Raw genomic sequence first — 22,679 nt, 5'->3', positions numbered from 1 at the left:
TAAGGCATGGATGCCGTTGCTAGCTCAGTTCGCCACATGGATGTGGCGTATGAGCAGTGCGTTAAGGAGGTCGCCGACAGGGCGAAACCACAGCGAATAAAAATCAACAAGCCACGACGAGCGAAGACGAGCTAACTTCTCAATATCTAGCAAAAAATATATTCTCTTAGTCAGAATGTTAACAATATAAAAAATAACGCTACACATTGCGGCTAGGTCAATCCTCCTCGTTGAGTTTTTCTGAATCAATGGCAGCCTTTAGCAAGCTAAGGCATGGATGCCGTTGCTAGCTCAGTTCGCCACATGGATGTGGCGTATGAGCGGTGCGTTAAGAAGGCAGCCATTTATTCAGATTAAAAAACGATCGGGGCCAGTTTCTTTGCCTCCTTTCTTTTCTGGTAAAAGAAAGGAGGTCGCCGACAAGGCGAAACCACAGCGAATAAAAATCAAAAAGCCACGACGAGCGAAGACGAGTCAAAACTTAACGTGGCTTCGAACAAGTGAATACCCCTTTTAGTTTTAAATAGGGGTTCTTAAAACGAAAAAATCCGCTTACTCTAAGAGCAAGCGGATTATTCAAATGTGGTCGGTGATAGAGGATTCGAACCTCTGACCCTCTGGTCCCAAACCAGATGCGCTACCAAGCTGCGCTAATCACCGAGTATTTTTTTGTATTTTAGAATTAAGGGTCAAAACCCTCTGGTCCAACTCTTTTCCAAAACACTGGAGATGCGCTACCAAGCTGCGCTAATCACCGAGTATTTCTTGTTATCTAATCAGCTATATAACTGATTGATATTTAATGCTTATATGGTGCGGAAAGAGAGACTTGAACTCTCACACCTTGCGATACTAGAACCTAAATCTAGCGCGTCTACCAATTCCGCCACTTCCGCGTTATATAAACATTCATCTAAAAAATGGGGCGAATGACGGGGTTTGAACCCGCGACAACCGGAATCACAATCCGGGGCTCTACCAACTGAGCTACATCCGCCACTAAACTTTTTAAAAATGGTACGCCCTACAGGATTCGAACCTGTGGCCTACGGCTTAGAAGGCCGTTGCTCTATCCAGCTGAGCTAAGGGCGCATAAGCAGGATTTATATCTTACAATGAAACTCATTGTTTTCAAAATTTGGTCGGTGATAGAGGATTCGAACCTCTGACCCTCTGGTCCCAAACCAGATGCGCTACCAAGCTGCGCTAATCACCGAGTATTTGTAATCGTTAAATTACTTCGTTAACAAGCTGGGTAATTGCTTATTGCCTGTCAACGAGGCGAGATATTACTGACTTGATTGTTAATCGTCAAACGTTATTTGCATATATTTTTCTGCTTGCCGAATAAATAATCGCTTTGATTAATATTAATTCATTTATTGTTCATTTCATCGCTTTTATTACTTCCAAAGTGGCTGGCTTGGTGATTTAATTTAATTATCAATGGTTTTTAGTTATAAATAAGGTGTGTTGCATATGAGTTATAATGATTCAGATAATGAAAAGTCTTATTCGTGGGTTAATATTCTTTTAATTTTTCTTTGCCTTGCAATGCTTGGTTATGGGGTGATGTATTTTAAAAGCCCTGAAACCCATCATAAGTTTATGCAGTATCTCGGGTTAGAAGAAAATGTAACTGCTATACAGAATAAAGCGATTGTTGCAGAAGCTAATGTTGTTAGTAATGAATTAGCGGACTTAGCCATGCAAGAAGATGCTGCATCAGCTGAAAATGAAACTTCACTAGCAGAAGATGCATCAACAAAGACTGAACGCGACCCTGACCTGCCGCCTTTAAATACTTCAGATGATTATGTTGTTAATGAGATAAAGGAGTTAGGTGATGAAGATGGTATTGATCAAAAAATAATTCCTAGCTTCTTCATATATAACTCGGTTGTGTTTATTAGCAACTTCAGTAATGGTCAATTACTAACTAACTTTAGTCCTTTAGCGCCACCAGCAACCCCTTTTGCTGTCGAGAAGGAAGATGGCAACCTATATATGTCTTCATTAACTTATCAACGCTATGATGATTACAGTAATTTTATTGCATCGCTTAATACTGAAAAGACAGTAGCGACTTATAATAAGCTGAAACCTTTAATTAACGAGTCTTATCAAGAAATTGCTCACCCTGGTGCTGAGTTTGATGATGCGTTGAACAAAGCTATTGATTTAGCCTTAGCAGTTCCACTAATCGATGAGAAGATAAAACTGAACTCCCCTTCTGTGATGTATAAATATCAAAATAAAACCTGGCAGAATTTAAATGATGCTCAGAAGTTTTTATTACGTTTTGGTCCAACGAACCTTGCCAAAATACAAAATAAACTAAGAGATATTCGTACGCAGCTAAATACTGTTAAAACTAATGTTGAAACAGAGCAAAGTGTTGAAGCAGATCAAAGTGTTGAAACAAAGCAAGCAGTAGAGGAATAGAGGAATAAAAAAAGCGATAGTTGCTAACAGCTCAACTATCGCAAAAGGGAAATCGAATCTCTTTTATAAAGGTTGGTTAGTATAAAACGTTAGTTAACCATACTGTTTGGTATGGTGCTAACATCATCATTTCTGCATCTACGTTGAGCGCTTCACCAGAAATCAATTCAAACCAACTGTCGGTCATGATCAAGTTTAAGTCTTGAATGACTAATTCCATTTCGTGTCCAGAAATATTACTCACAGAAAATATACTTTGCTTTCTGTCTAAGCTTTGACGCCAGAAACCAAACAACTGTAAACCTAAATGCAGTGTAAACTGAGTTGCATTAGGATGGAATGCTGGTTGTTTAATTCTGATATCTAACAGCTCTTTTAGGGACGCTAAAACGATAGAATGGTGATTTGTCTCATCTTCTAGGCTATCTTTTAATAGATCATAGTCCCAACGATGACGATTTATAGAACGATTTTGCTGTGTATTTTCCACTTTTTCATAGTCATTTTTGGTGCCTAATAAACTATGAATGTACACACCAGGAATACCTTCTAAACCGAACATAATGGCATGGGCACAAATAAAGCGTTGCAACCCTAGTTTATCTTTCCCTTTGGTTGTCCCTTGTAATGCATCGTACAATGCAATATTAATCTCGTATGGTTTAGGCTCACCGGATTCTGTAGTACGCCATGATATTTTACCGCCGAACTCCGCCATGGTTTCCACCAGCGTAGTCAATTCGTAATCACTTAGTAAACCTTCTGCCGGTCTTAAACCAATGCCATCATGAGAAGCAATGAAATTAAAGTACGCAGTGCCATTTTGCGAAGGTGGCATACTCATTAACCAACGTTTTAAATACAAACAACTACCTGTCACTAATGAGTTAATTAATAAAGGTGGCAGTGAGAAGTTATAAATAGCATGTGCTTCATTGGCGTTACCAAAGTAAGTTAAATTTTGCGTATTTGGAATATTGGTTTCGGTGATAATGACTGCATCTTTCTCTGCATGCTCTAATAAACTTCTTAATAGACGAATCACTTCATGTGTTTCAGGCAAATTAATAGAAGTGCTATTGAGCTTTTTCCAAAGGAATGCAACCGCATCAAAACGGAATATTTTAACCCCCATATCAAGATATAAACGAATAATGCTAACAAAGCTTTTTAATACTTCAGGATTTCTAAAGTCAAAATCCACTTGGTCATGACTAAAAGTACACCAAACATGTTTGGTGCCTCGTGCTGTTTCTGTTTCTCTTAATAAATCAGAGGTTCTTGGTCGTACTACTTGTGATAAATCATCCTCTGGTGAAGCGGTATAGAAAAAGTCATGGCCAATCCCCTCGCCTTTAACAAAGTTATCAAACCAAGCACTTCGGCTAGAACAGTGATTAATCACTAAATCTGACATCAAGCGGCGATCTTTTGCTATCGCTTGAATTTCATCCCATCCACCTAATGATTCATTAACACTGGAGTAATCGATTACTGAAAACCCGTCATCAGAACTGTAAGGGAAGAAAGGTAATATATGTACGCTATTCACGCTATCACCGAGGTATTCGTCGATAAAGTTTTGTAGCACAACTAATGGCTTTTTATCAGCTTGAATCACACTGTCACCATAGGTGATCATAATGATGTCTTTTTCTGACCAGTGATTTTCATGTGCAACAGGGGCATGGCAGACTTCATCGAGTCTCATCAATTGGATTAATTGATCGCTTAATGTGTCAAAATCTATTTCTGAGTCAACTTCTTTGTATATAAAATTAAGTTGCTGTACTAACTTATTCTTTAGTAAAGATAAGGTACTTTCTTTGTTATTAAGCTCTGCCATACAATCCCCTTTTTTGTGCTACTGACACCAATCAATGATCCAGTAGCGTATTATTATTGTTAAATTTTTTCGTAAATAATTAGTCGCATTTTTCACTAAACTCTTGATGGTCTAGTTCTACCGCTTCTTTTAATTGCTCTAATACATCTGGCATTGCACTGATCACGCGATTCCAAGAAGGGATAAACGGTGTGTCCATTGGTTTATCTAGGAAGACTTGCCCAGCAATCATGACATTCTCAGCAAACATTTCGATGGCTTTTTCTTCATTATGAATGTCTAAACTTAGGCCATTCATTAAGGCGTCACCACGGTACATTTCGAGGTAATCTAATGCGATACGGTAGTAAGTCGCTTTAAGTGTTCGAATACTTTCGGTGCTGAATGTTTCACCCTGCGTTGCTAATTTACGAATGAAGGCTTTAGTGATATCAACTGACATTTTCGATAACCCACCTTCCACATTATCTAATGATAAGTCTTGATGTTTATGGTCATAGGCATCTGAAATATCCACTTGGCAAGTTCGGTTGCTGGCATAGTTACGGTGCATTTCAGATAACACGCCAATCTCTAAACCCCAGTCACTTGGAATACGTAAATCACTTAATACATCTTTGCGGAATGAGAACTCGCCGGCTAATGGGTAAAGGAAGCTATCGATAAATTCAAGGTAATCATTGTGGCCAACGGTTTTTTTCAACGCTTTTACCAAAGGTGTCACTAATAGACGCGAAACACGACCATTAATTTTTCCATCGGCAACACGTGAATAAAAGCCCTTACAGAACTCGTAGTGAAGCATTGGGTTGGCAACAGGGTAAATTAAACGAGCCAGCAGGTCGCGGTCATAGGTAACGATATCGCAATCATGCAATGCAACAGATTCACACTTATCAGCAGCTAAGGTATAACCCATGCAATACCAAACATTTCTGCCTTTACCCAATTCTTTAGGGGCAACGCCTAGTGCTTGTAATTTTGCATCTAATGCTTGTAAACGAGGGCCTTCATTCCATAGTACACGGTGATCTTGAGGTAGTTTTTTGAAAAATTTTAAAGCTTGACGATATTGGTCTTCAGTTGCTCGGTCAAGACCGATAACGATTTGTGATAAATAAGGGACTTCAGCAAGGTGATCAACGATATCTGGAAAAGCTTCCCCTTCTAATTCTGAATACAGTGAAGGCAAAATCAACCCCATTGGGCGGGTTTTAGAAAAGGATTTTAGCTCTGCTTCAAGATCGTCGTTATCACGCTGTCTTAGGTTATGCATTGTAGTCACAATGCCATTTTGATAAAAATCAGCCATTATTAGTATTCCTTACATTAACAAATTATTTCGATGATAATATTTCTTCTAAACATTCCGTCCAGCCTGCAGGACCAAATTGACGGCTTTGATAAACATTCTCAGTCCTACTTAATTCGGGAAAATCATGTACCGGCGAACGTACTTGTACCGCAAAGGTTGCTTGTTCAAGCATTGCGATATCATTTTTCCCGTCACCTAAAGCAATAGTCTCTACTGTTTTAGGGTCAGTTTCTGTTGTCTTCGCTTGAGATAAGTATGTATCTGATACTGCTAAACCTTGATATTGCTTAGCTAACCAAGCTTGCGCCTGGCCTTTATCAGTATGACCACTTATATGTAAAAAGCGTCCACCTTGTAATACATTGGCACCAAGCTTAATCATATGCGCTGTAAATGCATTTTGCGTTTGCTCATCTCCTAGCCAATTTAAAGGTTCCCCGTAATGGCGTTGTTTTGCCATTTCCGCATTCTCAATACTCAACCCAGTTAGCGCGACTAACTGTTCAAGCGTCATCTCTGAAAAGCCTTGGTAATATGCTTTAAAATCTTCAGCTTGATCACTTAATAATGCCAGCCAATATGCTTTAGGTTGGCAAAAAGACTTAACCCAATAGTCGCCTTCGACACTGGTACCTTCAGGTTGAGCATTAAAATAATTGATAGGGATATAAACTGCGGCACCGTTTTCTATGATGAAGGGAGAGTTGAGTTGAAGTTGTTCACGGATTAGTGATATTTCAGAAAATGTTTTGCTGCTATTGGGAATAACCGCAATATCTTCCGATTTCAACTTAGCAAGCATGTCGGTCGCTGCATCAGTTTGGTAAGTGTAATGATCTAAAAGTGTGCCGTCTAAATCGGTAAAAACCAATATTTTTTTGTTCATCTATATTCCGTTTATTTGATGATCTTAATTGTTCTGCCTGACGTTATATTTGCATCTCTACAAAAAGTATTTATCCAAAAAGCGTCATCTTTTGTAGCACAACAACAGTGTATTAAACCGCTAATTTCCTGTTCACGGTAGAGCCAACTTTTTAAAAACATTGGCACTTTACTTTTTAACATTTTGCTTATTCTTTCCGTTGAATTAACAAAATAATACTATAACTACCATACCGAAAATTATGCTCTTGTCTACTTTTCTGTAAAGACCGTAATAAACAAATGCATAAACTGATCCAAAAATAGGTTGCTAATATCCTTGGATCAGCTTTTAACATTACCTCTTTAAAAGCAATGAATTACATCACTAAATAAATTAAAGCAAATAAACTACAACTTGATATTATGGTGGCATTAACCAACTCATTTAGGTGCAATAAGCGGTTAAATGTACCTTCATGATCCGTTCCTTGATTCATCTTTTTTCTCCCTTAAAATAAGTAACGCGTTGTTGTTACCATCGCGGTTGGTTTATCATTAACGTCGCTTAATACTTGATCATTTACTTGGTTATTTGTTTGAGTATTTACGTTGCTATTCTGTTGCTGTTGGTCAGTTTCTTTAGGCTGCTCTGAAGACCATAAATGTTCCTCTTGCTCCACAAGATCTAAGCCATTAAGTTGTAAATCTGTATTTACTTGCACTATTTCAGGCAAGTTATTCGCCGTTTTAATCGCAGCGACTTGCTGCTGTACTTGTTGTTGCTCTAGCAATAATTGCTGTTGAACTTTACTATCTTGTTGTGCAATCTCTTGTTGTTCAGCTACTTGTTGTTCTGCTAATAATGCTTTGGCTTTTTGTTGAGCCAATAACCTTCTTTGAATCTTTTGATTATCTCTTTGGACTTTTTGCGCGAGATTTTCTAGCCCAGGTTTAAAGTCGATAACCTGTACTTTTCTTAATCCAGAATTATAAGTACTGTTTTCAAGGTGCATTGCTTTATATTCACCTAGCGTCAATACGCTTAACTGTTTTTCTGCAACGCCCTGTTCAAGCAGAAATGAAAGGACTTTGTTGGCACGCTGTTTTGCTAGTTTTAAGTTATAAGATGCGCTGCCCGATTTGTCTGTATGCCCTACTACTTGCCACTGTTTATCTGCATTGCTCGCTTTAATTTGTTGCGCGACCTTCACTAATTGTGTTTTGTATTGTGGTGCGAGCTCTGACGAAGACAGTGCAAAATAGATATCCGCTAATACCCTGTCATCTTGTACTTGCTTAACTTTATCAACATCACTACTTTGCGATCCTGTTGTTAGCGCCAGTGAGGTTGGTTTAATTATATTTTGTTGTTGATTGACTGGTTCAACATAGAGATTGTTTTCTGCAATCGCGGCTAACTCGTTTGCATCTGTGGTTAAAATGCTAAGGTCTTGGTTGTTTTTGAAATACATGGTTTCACCATTAACTTTAGCTGGCACCACAAAATCGTTTAAATGCTCAGAGAAACTTAACGATTCATCTTGTTTTTGATATTCTTGGATCTCTATTACAGCCGCTGTTAATAAAGAAAGTACGCCTAAGCTAACAATTGATTTTTTTAGCATTAATGTTGATTTTTGTGTGTTCATAATGACCGTCCCTTTTATTAATAATGAAACTTATGTTGTTGTTTCGATGTCTGTATTAAAACAAAGCTAAGTGGCAAGATTAGGGAGCAAAAATGGCAAACTGCTTATCAATTATGTTCAAAAAGTGGCAAAGCATTTTTCTTTAACGCACAACTTCCTGCTACTAAACCCTGCTTCAACATATTTAATATGGGAATACCAGCCAATATGAAACGTATTGCGATTATCGAAGATGACCAAGATATTAGAGAAAACTACATTGACCTGATGCAGCGATATGGCTATCAAGTCGATGGCTATCCGAGCAGAGAATCGGCAATGCAGGCTTTTCAACAAACATTACCTGACTTAGCGGTGATTGATGTCGGCTTAGGCCATGAATACGATGGTGGCTTTTTGCTATGCCAGCAACTTCGCCAACTATCTGCAACATTACCGATTATTTTTTTAACTGCTCGCGATAATGACTTTGATAGTATTTCTGGTTTACGTTTAGGGGCTGATGACTATTTAAGTAAAGAAATAGGCTTAGAGCATTTAATGGTGAGAATCAGTGCTTTGTTTCGACGCGCAGACATGCATCAAATACCATTACCGGCTACTCAATCAATTATTAAACGAGGCCTACTGACCATCGATAATGACAAAATGCAAATTAGTTGGAATGACACCTTATTGGACGTCACTATCACTGAGTTTTGGATTATTCATGGCCTTGCCAACAAAGCAGGTGTTGTCAAAAGTCGTCAACAATTAATGAGTGATGCGAATATGGTAGTCGATGACAATACCATTACCTCGCACATCAAGCGTATTCGTAAAAAATTCTTACAGATTGATGCCAACTTTGATGAAATCACCTCTATTTACGGTATGGGTTATCGCTGGGATATACATAATTAATGTCAATTAAATGGGGATTACGCGGTAAAGTTTTAGCATTAAGTAGTTTACTGCTTTTATTGCCTTGGTTTGCTTATCAATTTGTCACTGAAATGGAAAATTTCTTACGCCAAGGCCAAGAGCAAACCTTATTAGGTAACACCAGTGCTGTCGCGACTGCGTTACATGAAAGACCTAGCTTGTTTAATGAACACGCGAGCTTTTTACCAAGCATAAAAAAAGGTCATGACCTGTATGTTTACAACTTAAACGACCCGATAATTATTGACGGCGAACAAGATGATTGGGCTGCGTTATCATCCTTTAAAATCAATTACCAAAACACACAACCAACTGATACTTCTAAAAACTCCAACAGCTTTGATTTATTATTGGGCAAAAATGCGCAATATTTATATGCTTATTTTCAAGTATTTAATGAGCAACCACTTAAACGCCAGTCGAATGCAACCGATATTACTGATAACGACCACTTGATTTTTGCACTCACAACACCGCAAGGTGTATTACAACGCTATATTATTTCCGTTAAAAATGACGGCTGGTTTAATGCTTTTCGGTTTCCGCAACACAGTATTCACGCTAAGAATTTGACCCGAGAAAAGTCGATACAAGGTTTCTGGAAATCAACAACGCAGGGTTATAATATTGAATTAAGAATACCACTAACGTTATTAGGCAATAAGTTAGGGTTTCAATTACATACTAGTACTGCGGATAAACCAAACACCATCAATCATGTTATTCAGACTTCTGAAATATTAAGTAGTGACAAGTTAGGCAGTGTACTAATCCCCTCCCCTGAAGTAGAAAAGATGTTGTTGATGATGAGTCATACCAACTCGACATTATGGGTGGTGGATAGACACCAACGAGTGATTGCCCAAGCAGGTGACATTCATCAATCCACCGGCACTTGGCCAACTCAATTAAATACTTCGGCGCAACAATCCGGCTGGTTTTCAACCATAGAAACAGCTTTGCTAGCGCCTATTTACGATTGGTTTTTAGATAAACCTGCCACTGATTTTATCGATCAATCCACCAACACTGCGCAGCTTAATTACCCGTTAATAGACCAAGCATTACAAGGGGAGGCAGCGTCACAATGGCGATTAAGTGTTGATAAGCGCGCCTCAATATTAAGTGTCGCACAGCCTATTTTTGTTAATGGCAAAGTGATTGGCGTGGTATTAGCGGAAGAAACCAATAACGGCCTATTAACCTTACGTAACCAAACATTGCAAAAGATGTTTAATGTTTTATTAGCAGTGATTGTCATTGTCGGATTGCTGTTATTTCTATTTCTTTCCAGTGTGGTAAAACGGATCAGACAGTTAAGAGATCAAAGTGAAACCATGCTTGATCAAAATGGCCGATTAACCGGTGAATTTACCGCTAGCCAACATGCCGATGAGATTGGTGATTTATCACGTAGCATGGCAGATATGGGCAAACGTTTAGGCGAGTATCATCATTATGTGGAGCAGTTGTCTTCTCGCTTATCTCACGAGTTACGTACACCTGTTGCTGTGGTCAGGTCATCTTTGGATAACTTATCTCATTTTCCGGCTGAGCCAGCACAGAAAAAATATATTCAACGAAGCCAACAAGGGATTCAACGTCTTAATAAGATTTTAACCAGTATGAGTGAAGCAAGCCGTATTGAAGAAAGCTTACAACAAGCTGAAAAGCAAACGCTTGATTTAACGGTATTAATGAATGGCTGTTTACAGGGATATGAAATGATTTACCCTGACTCATCATTTCAAGGTGATTTGACGTCAGCTCCCTTACTAATTGATGCAGATCCAGACTTTATCGTACAGTTATTAGATAAAATCGTTCATAATGCAGTGGAATTCTCAGCCGAACAGCAGCCCGTCCACTTAAGCTTAAAACAAGCCAAGGATGCGGCTATTTTAGCGATTGAGAATACAGGCCCGCTCTTAGCGACATCGACAGAGCAAGACTTGTTTCAATCGATGATCTCTATTAGACCGGCTTCTCAACAGCATGATACACACCTTGGGCTAGGGTTGTATATTGCGAAAATGATTTGCGATTATCATCATGCTAATATCGCCATCCAAAATAATAGCGACTTGACGGGAGTGGTGGTAACGATTACCTTCCCTATCAAAAAAGCAAACTCATAAACGAGGAACATTAATGCGCCAATTTGCCACCTCTGTGGACGCTCAATTTGCGTTAACAGAACTTAGTCAAGTACAAGCTTACTTTGTGAATAAATTACAAACCATATCCACAGGAACAACATTTACTTCCGTAGAATGGCTAAGAGACCAAGGAACACATGGTGGTGGGAAACGATTTGAGGCGTCAAGCAATGACGTGTTTAATCGTGCGTCTGTGAATGTTTCTCAGGTTAACTATGAAGATACGCCTGAAAAAGCATTTATATCGGCAACGGCCTTGTCTACTATTATCCATCCACAACATCCATTAGCCCCTTCAATTCATATTCACGTGAGTTGGACTGAACTGCGAAATGGCAAAAAGTATTGGCGCTTAATGGCTGATTTGAACCCGGCCATTGAAGAAGTTAATGACACTCGCCTATTTAATGAGATGTTAAAAAAAGCCAGTGGAACATATTATGAAAGTGGCATTCAGCAAGGTGATGCCTACTTTTTCATTCCCGCTTTAAATAAACATAGAGGCGTCAGTCATTTCTACTTAGAAGGGTTTGTTGGAGATGAAAATACACCTGAACGCTTTGCCATTGATTTTGCAATGCAAGCCGTTGATTGCTATATCGCTATTTTAACCGAAAAATTAAGCTATTTAGCACCGCCCTCTGACCAACAATTACAGCAACAACTTGATTACCATACGCTGTATTTTTACCAAGTATTAACACTTGATAAAGGCACGACAGCGGGTTTATTAATTCATAACCAAAATGATGTTGGCACATTAGGCTCGTTACCTGCTTATATTAATCGAGACTTATTAGCGCAGTGGATAGCTTGCTCGCCAGCGACTCAACAACCGCTGGTTAAAGCATTAGTGGATTTATTGCCGGCAACAAGCCAAGTTAATATTACAGCACAAATCAAAGCTAATATTGCAATTGCTATTCGCGAGCATTACCAAAAATAAACTGAAAGAATCCAGTAAGTGGCAACGTTTGCCGCTTACTTATATCAAACCTGCTTAATATCCTACTCAAAACATCTACTTGGTTATACTGTTTTACCTTTACTTAAGCCCTTGTAACTTCTAAAATTGCTTTCAATTAAATCCCCCTCTCTTTTATATTACACGGAGTACTTTATGAGCAGCACACTTACCATAACTCGTCCTGATGATTGGCATGTACACTTACGCGATGGTGACGTTTTAAATGACACTGTACGTGATACTAGCCGTTACATGGGACGTGCTATTATTATGCCTAATTTAGTACCACCGGTGATGACCACTGAGACTGCACTTGCATACCGTGAGCGTATTTTAGAAGCGAAACCAGCTGCAACCTTTACTCCGCTAATGGTGTTATACCTTACAGATAACACAACTGCTGAAGAGATTAAAAAAGCCAAAGCATCAGGTCACGTTTATGCTGCTAAACTTTACCCTGCAGGTGCAACAACCAATTCAGATTCTGGCGTAACGAATGTTGATAACATCAAAGCGGCATTACAAGCAATGCAAGAAGTAGACATGCCGCTATTAGTGCACGGTGAAGTAACTTCTCATCACGTTGATATATTTGACCGTGAAGAAATATTCTTAAAAGAAGTACTAGCGCCGATTGTTGATGCGTACCCTAACTTAAAAATTGTACTTGAGCATATCACCACTGCCAACGCAGTAGAATTTGTAAATCAAGCAAGTGATAACGTTGGAGCAACCATTACTGCTCACCACTTAATGTTCAACCGTAATCATATGTTAGTAGGTGGTATTAAACCGCACTTCTACTGCTTACCTATCTTAAAACGTAATACTCATCAAGCAGCATTAGTAAAAGCAGCGACCAGCGGTAGCAAAAAATTCTTCTTAGGCACAGATTCTGCACCACATGCCATTGGCGCAAAAGAGTCTGCTTGTGGTTGTGCTGGTTCATATACTGCATTCGCTGCATTAGAGTTATACGCTGAAGTGTTCGAAGCTGAAGATGCTCTGGATAAATTAGAAGGTTTTTGTAGTTTTAATGGCCCTGATTTTTATGGTTTACCGCGTAACAGCGATACTGTAACGTTGGAAAAAACAGAATGGGATGTACCAGCGACTCTTACCTTTGGCAATGATGTCGTTGTGCCAATTAAAGCAAGTGAAAAAATGACTTGGAAAGTTCTGTAATTACCTTATTGACGATTAAAAGTAATTTATAAAGTAGTTATAAAGCAGTTAGAATTAAGCGATAAGTAAAACAGTAAGAGGCGTAAATAACATTAGAAATGTACATTAACGCTCAATAAAAAAGGCGATATTATTAAATAATATCGCCTTTTTTGTTTTCTATCTAAATTGTTAGCTGACCTGTCTGGCCAGCAACGAGACCCAGAAACTAGATTTAGTGGAATGGGAAGAAGTAAGACATCCATGAAGACATACGTAATAATATTTTACGCATAATAGAAACATGCTCGAGATGATCAGAGTAAATCGCACTTTGACCATATGAACCACCCGGTAACATACTACGGTATTCTTCAAATCGAGGATCAGTTATTTTTAACTCAACAGGCACACGTCCAGGAACTGCTGAACCAGCATTAAAGTTAATTAATTGACCGTTTGCTTGCACTTCACCTTCAGACAGTACTGGTAACACTTGTACCACTTCGGCAGTAAAGACTTTACCTGGAATCGCATCGAAGGCCATTTCAGCGTCATAACCTGCTTTTAAGCGTAAAGTACTGTTTTGATGATACCAACCAACATAAGTGAAAGAATCTTCCTGAACAAATACCATCGCTGGGCGTAATGGCATTGGCACAACATAAAAGCCTGGGTAGACCATCATTTGTGTTACATAGCCATTGCTTTGCGCACGTACTACTGTTCTTTCTAAGTTATATTTAGCATCGCTTAATTGCGCTTGTAAATCATCAACCAGTGCTTTTGCAGCATCAACATCACGTTGCACACCAACATTTCTTTGCTTCAATTGACTTGCGCGGCTGTAGTCTTTCTTTGCTTTAGTTAATTGCGCTGTTAACGAATCAACTTTATTTTGAAATGGAACAGGATCAATCGTAAATAAGACGTCACCTTTTTTCAAATGCGTATTTGCTTGTACATTAACAGAAACAACCGTTCCGCGAACTGCTGGCACAACTGGTGTGGTTACAAAGTAGCCACGACTTGAGTCTGAATATGGGTGATTATAATTCATGGCCGTCACTAATGTGCCAATCAGTATAATCCCACCTAACACAGCGGTTGGTACAGTCCATTTATTTAATGGAATTCTAAAAATTTTAAAAATAGCTAGACAAAAAGCGGCATAGGTAAGAATCAGTAAAACGTCCATTTATTTGTCCCCTTGCTGTTCATTGATATTGTCCAAGTCTGCAAATAATTTACTTGCTGACTTATCAATGTCGATAAGCTCTTGTTTTCGATCCATTTCATTTTGCAATGCAACTTCTAATAATTCGACACGTTTTTGCAATTCAATTAACTGTGTATTGCTAGCATTATTTGCATCGTTAGCATTGCCATCATTTTTATTGGCGTTGCTGTTTTCTGAGAATCCCCACCCTCTATCTGGTTGGTATAGTGTTGCCCAAATCCATAAAAATGGCCATAACACATGCAGCGTAAACAAACTTACCCACCCTGCAACATGTAAAGCGTCTTGTTGAGGATGATTTCTTTTTTTAGCTATTTCATAAGGAATATCATGAATAACAATGACACCGTAAAATAATGTGATGGCCACAAAAACGAGCATCCCTAAGGCGATATATTCGAGCATAGTACCTTCCTATTGTATAAAGGGTTTAAGGTTAAGTGATTGAATCACAAAATATTATTTGTCTTCAAAGAGAGGCATTTTTTTAATATATTGTGTTAATAAAACAATACGTACGCCGTTAACACGTCCTTCGATATGTTCTGGGTTGTCTGTTAGTGAAATATTACGTACTGGCGTACCGCGCTTAGCCGTAAAGTTACCGCCTTTTACGTCCAAATCTTTAATCAAGGTAACGTTATCACCTGCAACTAAAACAGTACCGTTCGAGTCACGCGTTGGCGCAACATCTTCGATTTCATCTGCTGCAACACCGTAATCGGCCCATGCTTTTTGCTCATCTTCCATATACATCATATCTAAAAGATCTTGCGCCCAGCTTTCACCAGCATTTGATAAACGCGTTAGTAGACGAAAAGCAGTGACTTGCACTGCAGGCACTTGGCTCCACATCGAATCATTTAAACAACGCCAATGATTACTATCCATATCGGTTTGTTTTTCTAATTGTGATAAACAAGTCGAGCACACTAAAACAGATTTATCAGAGTTAGGCTCTTTTACAGGTGGGACTTCAAAAACAGATAGATCCGTTGTAGAAGAACATAATTCACAACAACCGTTACTACGTTCAGTGAGTGCTGCATTAATTGGCATAATAAGACCTTATAAAATTAGAGGGTTAAATTGGCCGCTATTATGCCTTTTTTTATCTTTAAAAAAAACTATCTAAATTATTAATCACAAATTGTATTGGGCGTACCAGTGACTTGTGAGTCAATTGTCATTAATAATGAATATTCATCAACATAATCTTCATCATAAGTATCGTTTTGTAAAGACATCAATACCACGCCACCTGCATTACTTTGCGCGTATTCAGTTTTGTCGGTTACCGTCGGAATACCATCATAATAATAATAAGTACGTGACTCTGTTTTGTCTAAACACGCATCTGATAAGTTATGATCTAGGATATCTGCATAGCTTTTCGTTAGATCTTCGCTACTAGTCCCCTGTGCAGGAATTGCTAACACTAATTTGTTTTTAACCACACAACGTTCGCCCGTCCAATACTCAATTGATTCTTCAGCTTCTTCAAGCGTGTAATGTAAATCGTCATCATTAGCAGACTCGACAGCTAATACATTAACAAAATCAGCATAATCAATGGCATCTTCAGAAACTGAATCAGTAATCGATTCATCTTCACCTGAGGCAACCACAAAACTCAATAATTTACTTTCATCATGAACCGTTTCTTCAACTGACTCGATTAAGTCTTCGAAATCATCTTCCTCATCTTCATCGGGAAACTGCCAATTAATATCAATCCCGTCGATAGCATAATCATCGAATAAGTCTTGAATCTCATCATTGAAGTTATCCAGTGCTGTATCATTATTAGCAATTGCGCTTAACGAGCTTGCACTACCAATGGAAAACATCACTAAAGTGCCTGTATTGGCATCTGTTACAGCTTCAATCAAGTCATCAAGTTCATCATCGAGATCATCTGAAATAATTAATGAGCCATCAGACGCCACAGAGATCTGGTCATATATGATGTGCGTTAATCGAGAAAAATCGATATCTTCCAATGTTTCATCGTCATTTTCTGACCAATAAGCGATTTGTTTAAAATCAACATCCGTTGTATCTTCGTCACATACGACGTCTTGCGTGGTTAATGCCTCTTCAATAGCATCTTGGCTATCACAAGCAAAAACAAGGAAAATTGACGCGCTTAATAATGACCATTTGAAAGTCTTTTTTATTTTCTGTACTGAATTCATATACACCAAACCGTTAAACATTTTATGAAGATTGATAATAACACTTACCTTAACCGTGTAAGCAAGCTAAAATGGCAAATTAACATATTTTATACTCCCAAATTAGGCAAACCTATGAATGAAGCACTAACCATTGCAGAGCAAACTTTAATTTTACATCGCCATCCGCGTAGAAAAAATGAAACATTACAAGCTTGGGACTCTGCAGATGAATATTTGATTAACTATTTTAATGAGAATAACCTTAATCAATATATTGCTGAAGATGATCAACTACTGATCATTAACGATGGTTTTGGTGCACTTAGCTGTTATTTTGATGCAATACAAAGAACAGTTGTTTCTGATTCGTTTTTATCTGTTGGTTCAATCAAATTAAATATGCAACGTAATCAACGTGAGCCAGAAAGCTTATTAATTCAAGATAGCCTACAAGCCTTACCTAGTAATGCCAAAGTAGTATTAATTAAAGTGCCTAAAACACTGGCTTTTCTTGAATATCAATTACAGCAATTAAGCCAAGTCATTGCAAAAGATGCGATTATTGTGGCGGCGGGTAAAGTCGATGCAATACATAAATCAACGTTAGCTTTATTTGAAAAGTATATTGGTACAACCAAAACATCTTTAGCGAAGAAGAAGTCACGTCTTATCTTTAGTCAACCAGATCAGCTTGATGTACCTGAAAAAGAAGTTCCCCTAACTTGGGATATTGAACGTTTAGGTTGGACCATCCACAATCATGCGAATGTTTTCTCTCGTAATCACCTAGATATTGGTGGCCGTTACTTAATGGATAACTTACCTGATGGCGACTTTACAAAAGTAGTAGATTTAGGCTGTGGTAACGGTGTTGTGGGGATGTCTGCGGCAGCCACTTATCCAGATGCACAAATTACCTTTATTGATGAGTCTTATATGGCGATCGATTCAGCTCGAATCAATATGCTTAAGAACTTTGAAGAAGAGCGCTCTGATAATGCTCGATTTGTTGTTAATAATGGTTTAGTCGGTTTTAAACCACGCAGTTACGACTTGATCCTCTGCAATCCTCCTTTCCATCAGCAACATGCGATCACGGATCATATTGCATGGAGTATGTTTAATGATGCACATTTTTGTCTAGCCGTGCATGGTGAGTTAGTGATTGTTGGTAATCGCCACCTTGATTATCAAGATAAATTAAACCGTATCTTTGGTAACTGTGAATTAATCACTGAAAACAAAAAATTTGTTATTTTACGTGCCATTAAAACAGATTAATTACTAAAGCTGTTTACACAATAAAGGGCTATCGATTCTCATCAATAGCCCTTATCTAAAAGCAATATTCGTTCTTAGATATTAACCAGATAAGCTTCTACCTACCTTGCTAATACCTCTTTAAATTAACGTGTGCAAGTAAACACTTCTTTGCTCTTCTCTGATACGACTTTTATACTTGATGCTGTCAATTCAGTTATCGTCACGGTTTCACTGACCGTTTCAGGCAGTATTGTATTGATATTGACATACTTATCTAGTTCAGGATGACTGACATTAGTAAAGTTAATCTTATTTGATTTAACGGTTAATTGGTCACCAGCTAAGTTCCACGTCGAATTATCACTCGCTTTATAGTTTATCTTAGGCATGTTTGGGATAGTAAAATAAAGGTCCCCTGTACCGTAGGCATTACCATTAGCTAATATATGCGTTGTATACTCAACCTGAATCTGCATTTGTGTTTGTTTAACATCTACCTGATGCAGACATTGCCAATCCCCTACTAAGTTGCTGTTATTAATTGTAAGTGCACTAGCAAATGCAGGGGGTGTAAGAGCAGTCATTAAGATCACTGATGCTATTTTTAGCATTTTCATTTTAATCCTTTTTTATCGCAGAAAAATTTACAGATCACCCAGTTCAAAGAAGTTATATTTCATATATAAAAACAGAGACTGATAGTTCAAGAAGCGAAAACGTTATATTAGATAAGTTTGCCCTGCTTTCACTACTTAAAAGTGAACAAGTACTTAAACGATGTTATCACTATAATTGTTTTTGATCGTGATATTTAAGCAAATACCGACATAAATCAAAAACATCACAGAAAACAAAATACTGTAATAAACAAAAAAGCCCCGCTGAGCGAGGCTTAATATATCAGTTAAGACATTATGTGATGTTTAAATAACTACCAACCGGTAATTTCACGTAATGCTTTACCGATCTCAGCAAGAGACTTAGTGGTTTTAACACCCGCATCTTCTAATGCTTTAAATTTATCTTCTGCAGTTCCTTTACCGCCGGCAATAATTGCACCAGCATGGCCCATACGTTTACCAGCAGGCGCTGTCACACCGGCAATATAAGAAACCACTGGTTTAGTTACATTTGCTTTAATAAATGCAGCCGCTTCTTCTTCTGCAGTACCGCCAATTTCACCGATCATGACAATCGCTTCAGTTTCTGGATCTTCTTGGAACAATTTTAAGATATCAATAAAGCTTGAACCAGGGATTGGATCACCACCGATACCAACACAAGTTGATTGACCAAAGCCTTCATCAGTTGTTTGCTTAACGGCTTCGTAAGTTAATGTACCTGAACGAGATACAATGCCTACTTTGCCTTTTTTATGAATATGGCCTGGCATAATACCGATTTTACATTCATCAGGAGTAATAACACCCGGACAGTTAGGGCCAACCATGACCACACCAGCTTGATCAAGTTTGATTTTAACAGTAACTAAATCTAACGTCGGAATACCTTCAGTGATAGTCACAATTAATTTAATACCTGCATCAATTGCTTCTAAAATAGCATCTTTACAGAATGGTGCAGGAACATAAATAACAGAAGCAGTTGCGCCTGTTGCTTCAACAGCTTCACTAACTGTATTAAATACCGGTAAACCAAGGTGAGTTTGACCACCTTTACCTGGAGATACACCACCCACCATTTGTGTACCGTAATCAATTGCTTGCTCAGAGTGGAAAGTACCTTGACCACCAGTGAAACCCTGACAAATTACTTTAGTGTCTTTGTTAATTAAAATACTCATTATTTGCCACCTACCGCTTTCACAGACTGCACAGCAGCATCTGTTAATGATGTTGCTGCAATAATATTAAGACCTGACTCAGCTAGAATTTTACGACCTAGCTCTGCATTATTACCTTCTAAACGAACGATAACAGGCACTGATACGCCTACTTCTTCAACGGCACCAATAACACCGTCCGCAATTAAGTCACAACGTACAATACCGCCAAAGATGTTTACTAAAACAGCTTCTACTTTAGAGTCAGACAGAATAATTTTAAACGCTTCAGTTACACGCTCTTTAGTCGCACCGCCACCTACATCTAGGAAGTTTGCAGGGTTACCGCCGTGTAAGTGAACAATATCCATTGTTCCCATTGCAAGACCAGCACCGTTTACCATACAACCGATGTTGCCATCTAGTGCTACATAGTTAAGTTCCCATTGCGCTGCGTGCATTTCACGCGCATCATCTTGCGTTGTATCGTTGATTTCGCTTAATGCTTTTTGACGATACATCGCATTAGAGTCGATTGAAATTTTACCATCTAAACAAATCAGGTCATCTTCGCCTGTTACTACTAATGGATTAATCTCTAATAAAGACAAATCTTTTTGTTCGAAGATTGTCGCTAGACCTAAAAATATTTTTGTAAATTGACCGATTTGTTTACCTGACAGGCCTAATTTAAATGCTAATTGACGACCTTGATATGCTTGTGCGCCTACTAATGGATCAATAGTAACGGTATGAATAAGTTCTGGCGTTTCTTCTGCTACTTTTTCAATTTCAACACCGCCTTCAGTAGACGCCATGAAAGTAACACGTTGTGAAGCACGGTCAATGACAGCACCTAAATACAACTCATTGGCAATATCACTACAGCTTTCTAATAAAAGTTTATTAACTGGCTGACCATTTGCATCTGTTTGATAAGTAACTAAGTTTTTACCTAACCATTTATTGGCAAATTCACGAATTGATTCTTTAGAGTCAACCAATTGAACACCGCCGGCTTTACCTCGACCGCCAGCATGTACTTGACATTTGATAACCCACTTGTCTCCGCCTAATTTAGACGCTGCATTTACTGCGTCTTCACCACTATCACAAGCAACGCCTTGTGGAACCGGTAAACCGTATTCTTTAAATAGTTGTTTTGCCTGATATTCATGCAAATTCATGTTTGATTTCCATCTGTTTAGTTAAACTTAATAGCCCGAAAGCCGTGAGTAAAAAACAATTTCAATTTTGCTTTATAAATAAATAGATAAATGAGCATTTGACTGGCCTACCAAAGCACCAGATAAGTGTATTGAATCTTCACTCAACTACTTAATTGTGTATAGAATATTACGCATTATTTTTGAGCAATTAAACGCCATACTTATGAAAGTGCTAACTACATCATAAGTCGCATTTTAAAATGGTCCTATAGTATGACATTCGTCGACATTTATTAAAATTTTCAATAATTTCAGTGAGAAAGTTGAGGTCAAAAAACAGTTATTAAATGAATTAATAAGTACTATTTATATAGCAGAATCAATTAGATATTCAGGAGGCAGTGTTTGAGATTAGGGAATGGACTATGAGAATTGAGTGGAATAAAAATTAGCTGCTTATGAAGCATAAGCAGCTATAAGATTAATCAAAAAACGTCAGATTAGATATCTAATAATAGACGAGTAGGATCTTCAAGTAGTTCTTTAATTGTTACCAAGAAACCAACAGATTCTTTACCATCGATTAAACGATGATCGTAAGAAAGCGCTAGGTACATCATAGGTAAGATTTCAACTTTTCCATCAACCGCCATTGGACGTTCTTGGATTTTATGCATACCTAAGATTGCAGCTTGCGGTGGATTAATGATTGGTGTTGAAAGTAGTGAACCAAATACACCACCGTTAGTAACGGTAAAGTTACCACCCATCATTTCATCTACAGTTAGCTTGCCATCACGACCTTTAATAGCTAGTTCGCGAATCCCTTTTTCAATATCAGCAACACTTAATGTATCAGTATCACGTAATACTGGCGTAACAAGACCACGTGGTGTTGATACAGCAATACTTACATCAAAGAAGTTATGATAAACGATATCATCACCATCAATTGCCGCATTTACTTCTGGATAACGTTTTAGAGCTTCTGTTACTGCTTTAATGTAGAAAGACATAAAGCCTAAACGAATACCGTGTTTTTTCTCAAACACTTCTTGGTATTGCTTACGAAGATCCATGATAGGTTTCATGTTTACTTCGTTAAATGTTGTTAACATCGCTGTAGAGTTTTTAGCTTCTAATAAACGCTCTGCAACACGCTTACGTAGACGCGTCATTGGAACACGCTTATCGCTACGTGCAGCAACTGCCGCTACGATATCAACTTTAGGCGCTGTTTCGTTTTCGTTTTTAGCAGTACGGAATTTTTCAACGTCTTCACGTGTGATAACACCGCCTTTACCTGAACCTTTAACGTCACGAGCATCAATATCTTGTTCTAACATTAAACGACGAACAGATGGGCTAGCATCAGCTGTTTTAGCTGGTGCTTCTGGCTCTGGCGCTTCTTCTTTAGGAGCAGCAGGCGCTTCACCGGCTTCAAGTTTAGCAAGCACCTGTTTTGATAAAACAGTTGCACCTTCGTCTTCAATGATCTCTTTTAAAACACCACTTGCAGTCGCAGGTACTTCTAATACTACTTTATCAGTTTCAATTTCAACTAATACTTCGTCACGCTCTACAAAGTCACCCGGGTGTTTATGCCAAGTTGCTACTGTTGCATCAGCAACTGATTCTGGAAGTTCAGGAACTAGTACTTCAATCATAATTAACTTTCCTACTATAATATTTTATTATTTGATTAATT

Annotated in this window: 18 protein-coding genes and 5 tRNA genes; 6 read left to right on the top strand and 17 right to left on the bottom strand. The window is 38.2% G+C overall.

What is annotated here, in order from left to right; genetic code table 11:
* Positions 1-583 precede the first annotated feature (583 nt).
* The 5 genes from V6256_RS09970 to V6256_RS09950 form a co-directional block, all read right to left on the bottom strand.
* Positions 584-660, bottom strand: a tRNA-Pro gene (locus V6256_RS09970).
* Positions 661-811: 151 nt separating this feature from the next.
* A tRNA-Leu gene (locus V6256_RS09965) sits at positions 812-896 on the bottom strand.
* Between the two features lie 25 nt (positions 897-921).
* Positions 922-997 (bottom strand) — tRNA-His (locus V6256_RS09960).
* A gap of 18 nt (positions 998-1,015) precedes the next feature.
* Positions 1,016-1,092 (bottom strand) — tRNA-Arg (locus tag V6256_RS09955).
* A 47-nt stretch (positions 1,093-1,139) separates the two neighbouring features.
* A tRNA-Pro gene (locus tag V6256_RS09950) sits at positions 1,140-1,216 on the bottom strand.
* Between the two features lie 263 nt (positions 1,217-1,479).
* On the opposite strand from V6256_RS09950, the gene V6256_RS09945 reads away from it, so the two are divergent.
* Positions 1,480-2,445, top strand: coding sequence for a DUF3014 domain-containing protein (locus V6256_RS09945; RefSeq protein ID WP_341598063.1), 966 nt, complete (start codon positions 1,480-1,482; stop codon positions 2,443-2,445).
* A 76-nt stretch (positions 2,446-2,521) separates the two neighbouring features.
* Here V6256_RS09945 and V6256_RS09940 read toward each other — a convergent pair whose 3' ends face one another.
* The 4 genes from V6256_RS09940 to V6256_RS09925 form a co-directional block, all read right to left on the bottom strand.
* Positions 2,522-4,291, bottom strand: coding sequence for a sugar phosphorylase (locus tag V6256_RS09940; protein WP_341598062.1), 1,770 nt, complete (start codon positions 4,289-4,291; stop codon positions 2,522-2,524).
* 79 nt (positions 4,292-4,370) lie between these two features.
* Positions 4,371-5,603, bottom strand: coding sequence for a glycosyltransferase family protein (locus V6256_RS09935; protein WP_341598061.1), 1,233 nt, complete (start codon positions 5,601-5,603; stop codon positions 4,371-4,373).
* Between the two features lie 25 nt (positions 5,604-5,628).
* Positions 5,629-6,492 (bottom strand): HAD-IIB family hydrolase, encoded by an 864-nt coding sequence (locus V6256_RS09930; protein WP_341598060.1) that lies wholly within the window; start codon positions 6,490-6,492, stop codon positions 5,629-5,631.
* Positions 6,493-6,982: 490 nt separating this feature from the next.
* Entirely contained in the window at positions 6,983-8,122 is a 1,140-nt protein-coding gene (locus V6256_RS09925; protein ID WP_341598059.1) for an OmpA family protein, read from the bottom strand.
* Positions 8,123-8,329: 207 nt separating this feature from the next.
* Here V6256_RS09925 and pdsR point away from each other — a divergent pair, with 207 nt between their 5' ends.
* From pdsR to pyrC, 4 genes are all read left to right on the top strand, one after another.
* Positions 8,330-9,025: a proteobacterial dedicated sortase system response regulator gene (pdsR, locus tag V6256_RS09920; protein WP_341598058.1), complete on the top strand. Its 696-nt coding sequence runs from the start codon at positions 8,330-8,332 to the stop codon at positions 9,023-9,025.
* Positions 9,025-11,184, top strand: coding sequence for a proteobacterial dedicated sortase system histidine kinase (gene pdsS / locus V6256_RS09915; protein ID WP_341598057.1), 2,160 nt, complete (start codon positions 9,025-9,027; stop codon positions 11,182-11,184). The genes pdsR and pdsS overlap by 1 nt, the downstream gene beginning before the upstream one ends.
* 13 nt (positions 11,185-11,197) lie before the next feature.
* The gene (locus V6256_RS09910; protein ID WP_341598056.1) at positions 11,198-12,151 is read left to right on the top strand and encodes a coproporphyrinogen III oxidase; all 954 of its coding nucleotides are present in this window, start codon (positions 11,198-11,200) and stop codon (positions 12,149-12,151) included.
* 174 nt (positions 12,152-12,325) lie between these two features.
* A complete protein-coding gene (gene pyrC, locus V6256_RS09905) occupies positions 12,326-13,357 on the top strand; it encodes a dihydroorotase (RefSeq protein ID WP_341598055.1) in 1,032 nt (343 codons plus the stop codon).
* Positions 13,358-13,571: 214 nt separating this feature from the next.
* Here the strand turns inward: pyrC and V6256_RS09900 are convergent, their stop codons facing one another.
* From V6256_RS09900 to V6256_RS09885, 4 genes are all read right to left on the bottom strand, one after another.
* Positions 13,572-14,534, bottom strand: coding sequence for an HlyD family secretion protein (locus V6256_RS09900; protein WP_341598054.1), 963 nt, complete (start codon positions 14,532-14,534; stop codon positions 13,572-13,574).
* The gene (locus V6256_RS09895) at positions 14,535-14,981 is read right to left on the bottom strand and encodes a DUF3302 domain-containing protein (RefSeq protein ID WP_341598053.1); all 447 of its coding nucleotides are present in this window, start codon (positions 14,979-14,981) and stop codon (positions 14,535-14,537) included.
* Between the two features lie 54 nt (positions 14,982-15,035).
* Positions 15,036-15,635 (bottom strand): PhnA domain-containing protein, encoded by a 600-nt coding sequence (locus V6256_RS09890; RefSeq protein ID WP_341598052.1) that lies wholly within the window; start codon positions 15,633-15,635, stop codon positions 15,036-15,038.
* A gap of 80 nt (positions 15,636-15,715) precedes the next feature.
* On the bottom strand, positions 15,716-16,774 hold the full coding sequence (locus tag V6256_RS09885; protein WP_341598051.1) for a glycosyl hydrolase family 18 protein: 1,059 nt from the start codon (positions 16,772-16,774) through the stop codon (positions 15,716-15,718).
* Between the two features lie 114 nt (positions 16,775-16,888).
* On the opposite strand from V6256_RS09885, the gene V6256_RS09880 reads away from it, so the two are divergent.
* Positions 16,889-18,037, top strand: coding sequence for a methyltransferase (locus V6256_RS09880; RefSeq protein ID WP_341598050.1), 1,149 nt, complete (start codon positions 16,889-16,891; stop codon positions 18,035-18,037).
* 125 nt (positions 18,038-18,162) lie between these two features.
* Here the strand turns inward: V6256_RS09880 and V6256_RS09875 are convergent, their stop codons facing one another.
* The 4 genes from V6256_RS09875 to odhB form a co-directional block, all read right to left on the bottom strand.
* Positions 18,163-18,636: a hypothetical protein gene (locus V6256_RS09875; protein ID WP_341598049.1), complete on the bottom strand. Its 474-nt coding sequence runs from the start codon at positions 18,634-18,636 to the stop codon at positions 18,163-18,165.
* Positions 18,637-18,950: 314 nt separating this feature from the next.
* Complete coding sequence (sucD, locus tag V6256_RS09870) at positions 18,951-19,823, bottom strand: succinate--CoA ligase subunit alpha (protein WP_341598048.1); 873 nt, start codon at positions 19,821-19,823, stop codon at positions 18,951-18,953.
* On the bottom strand, positions 19,823-20,989 hold the full coding sequence (gene sucC / locus V6256_RS09865) for an ADP-forming succinate--CoA ligase subunit beta (RefSeq protein WP_341598047.1): 1,167 nt from the start codon (positions 20,987-20,989) through the stop codon (positions 19,823-19,825). The genes sucD and sucC overlap by 1 nt, the downstream gene beginning before the upstream one ends.
* Positions 20,990-21,471: 482 nt before the next feature.
* Positions 21,472-22,638: a 2-oxoglutarate dehydrogenase complex dihydrolipoyllysine-residue succinyltransferase gene (gene odhB, locus V6256_RS09860; RefSeq protein WP_341598046.1), complete on the bottom strand. Its 1,167-nt coding sequence runs from the start codon at positions 22,636-22,638 to the stop codon at positions 21,472-21,474.
* Positions 22,639-22,679 lie beyond the last annotated feature (41 nt).

The sequence above is a fragment of the Psychromonas aquatilis genome, assembly GCF_038155185.1.
GTDB lineage: Bacteria > Pseudomonadota > Gammaproteobacteria > Enterobacterales > Psychromonadaceae > Psychromonas > Psychromonas aquatilis.
This window is presented reverse-complemented; position numbering and strand designations above follow the sequence as displayed.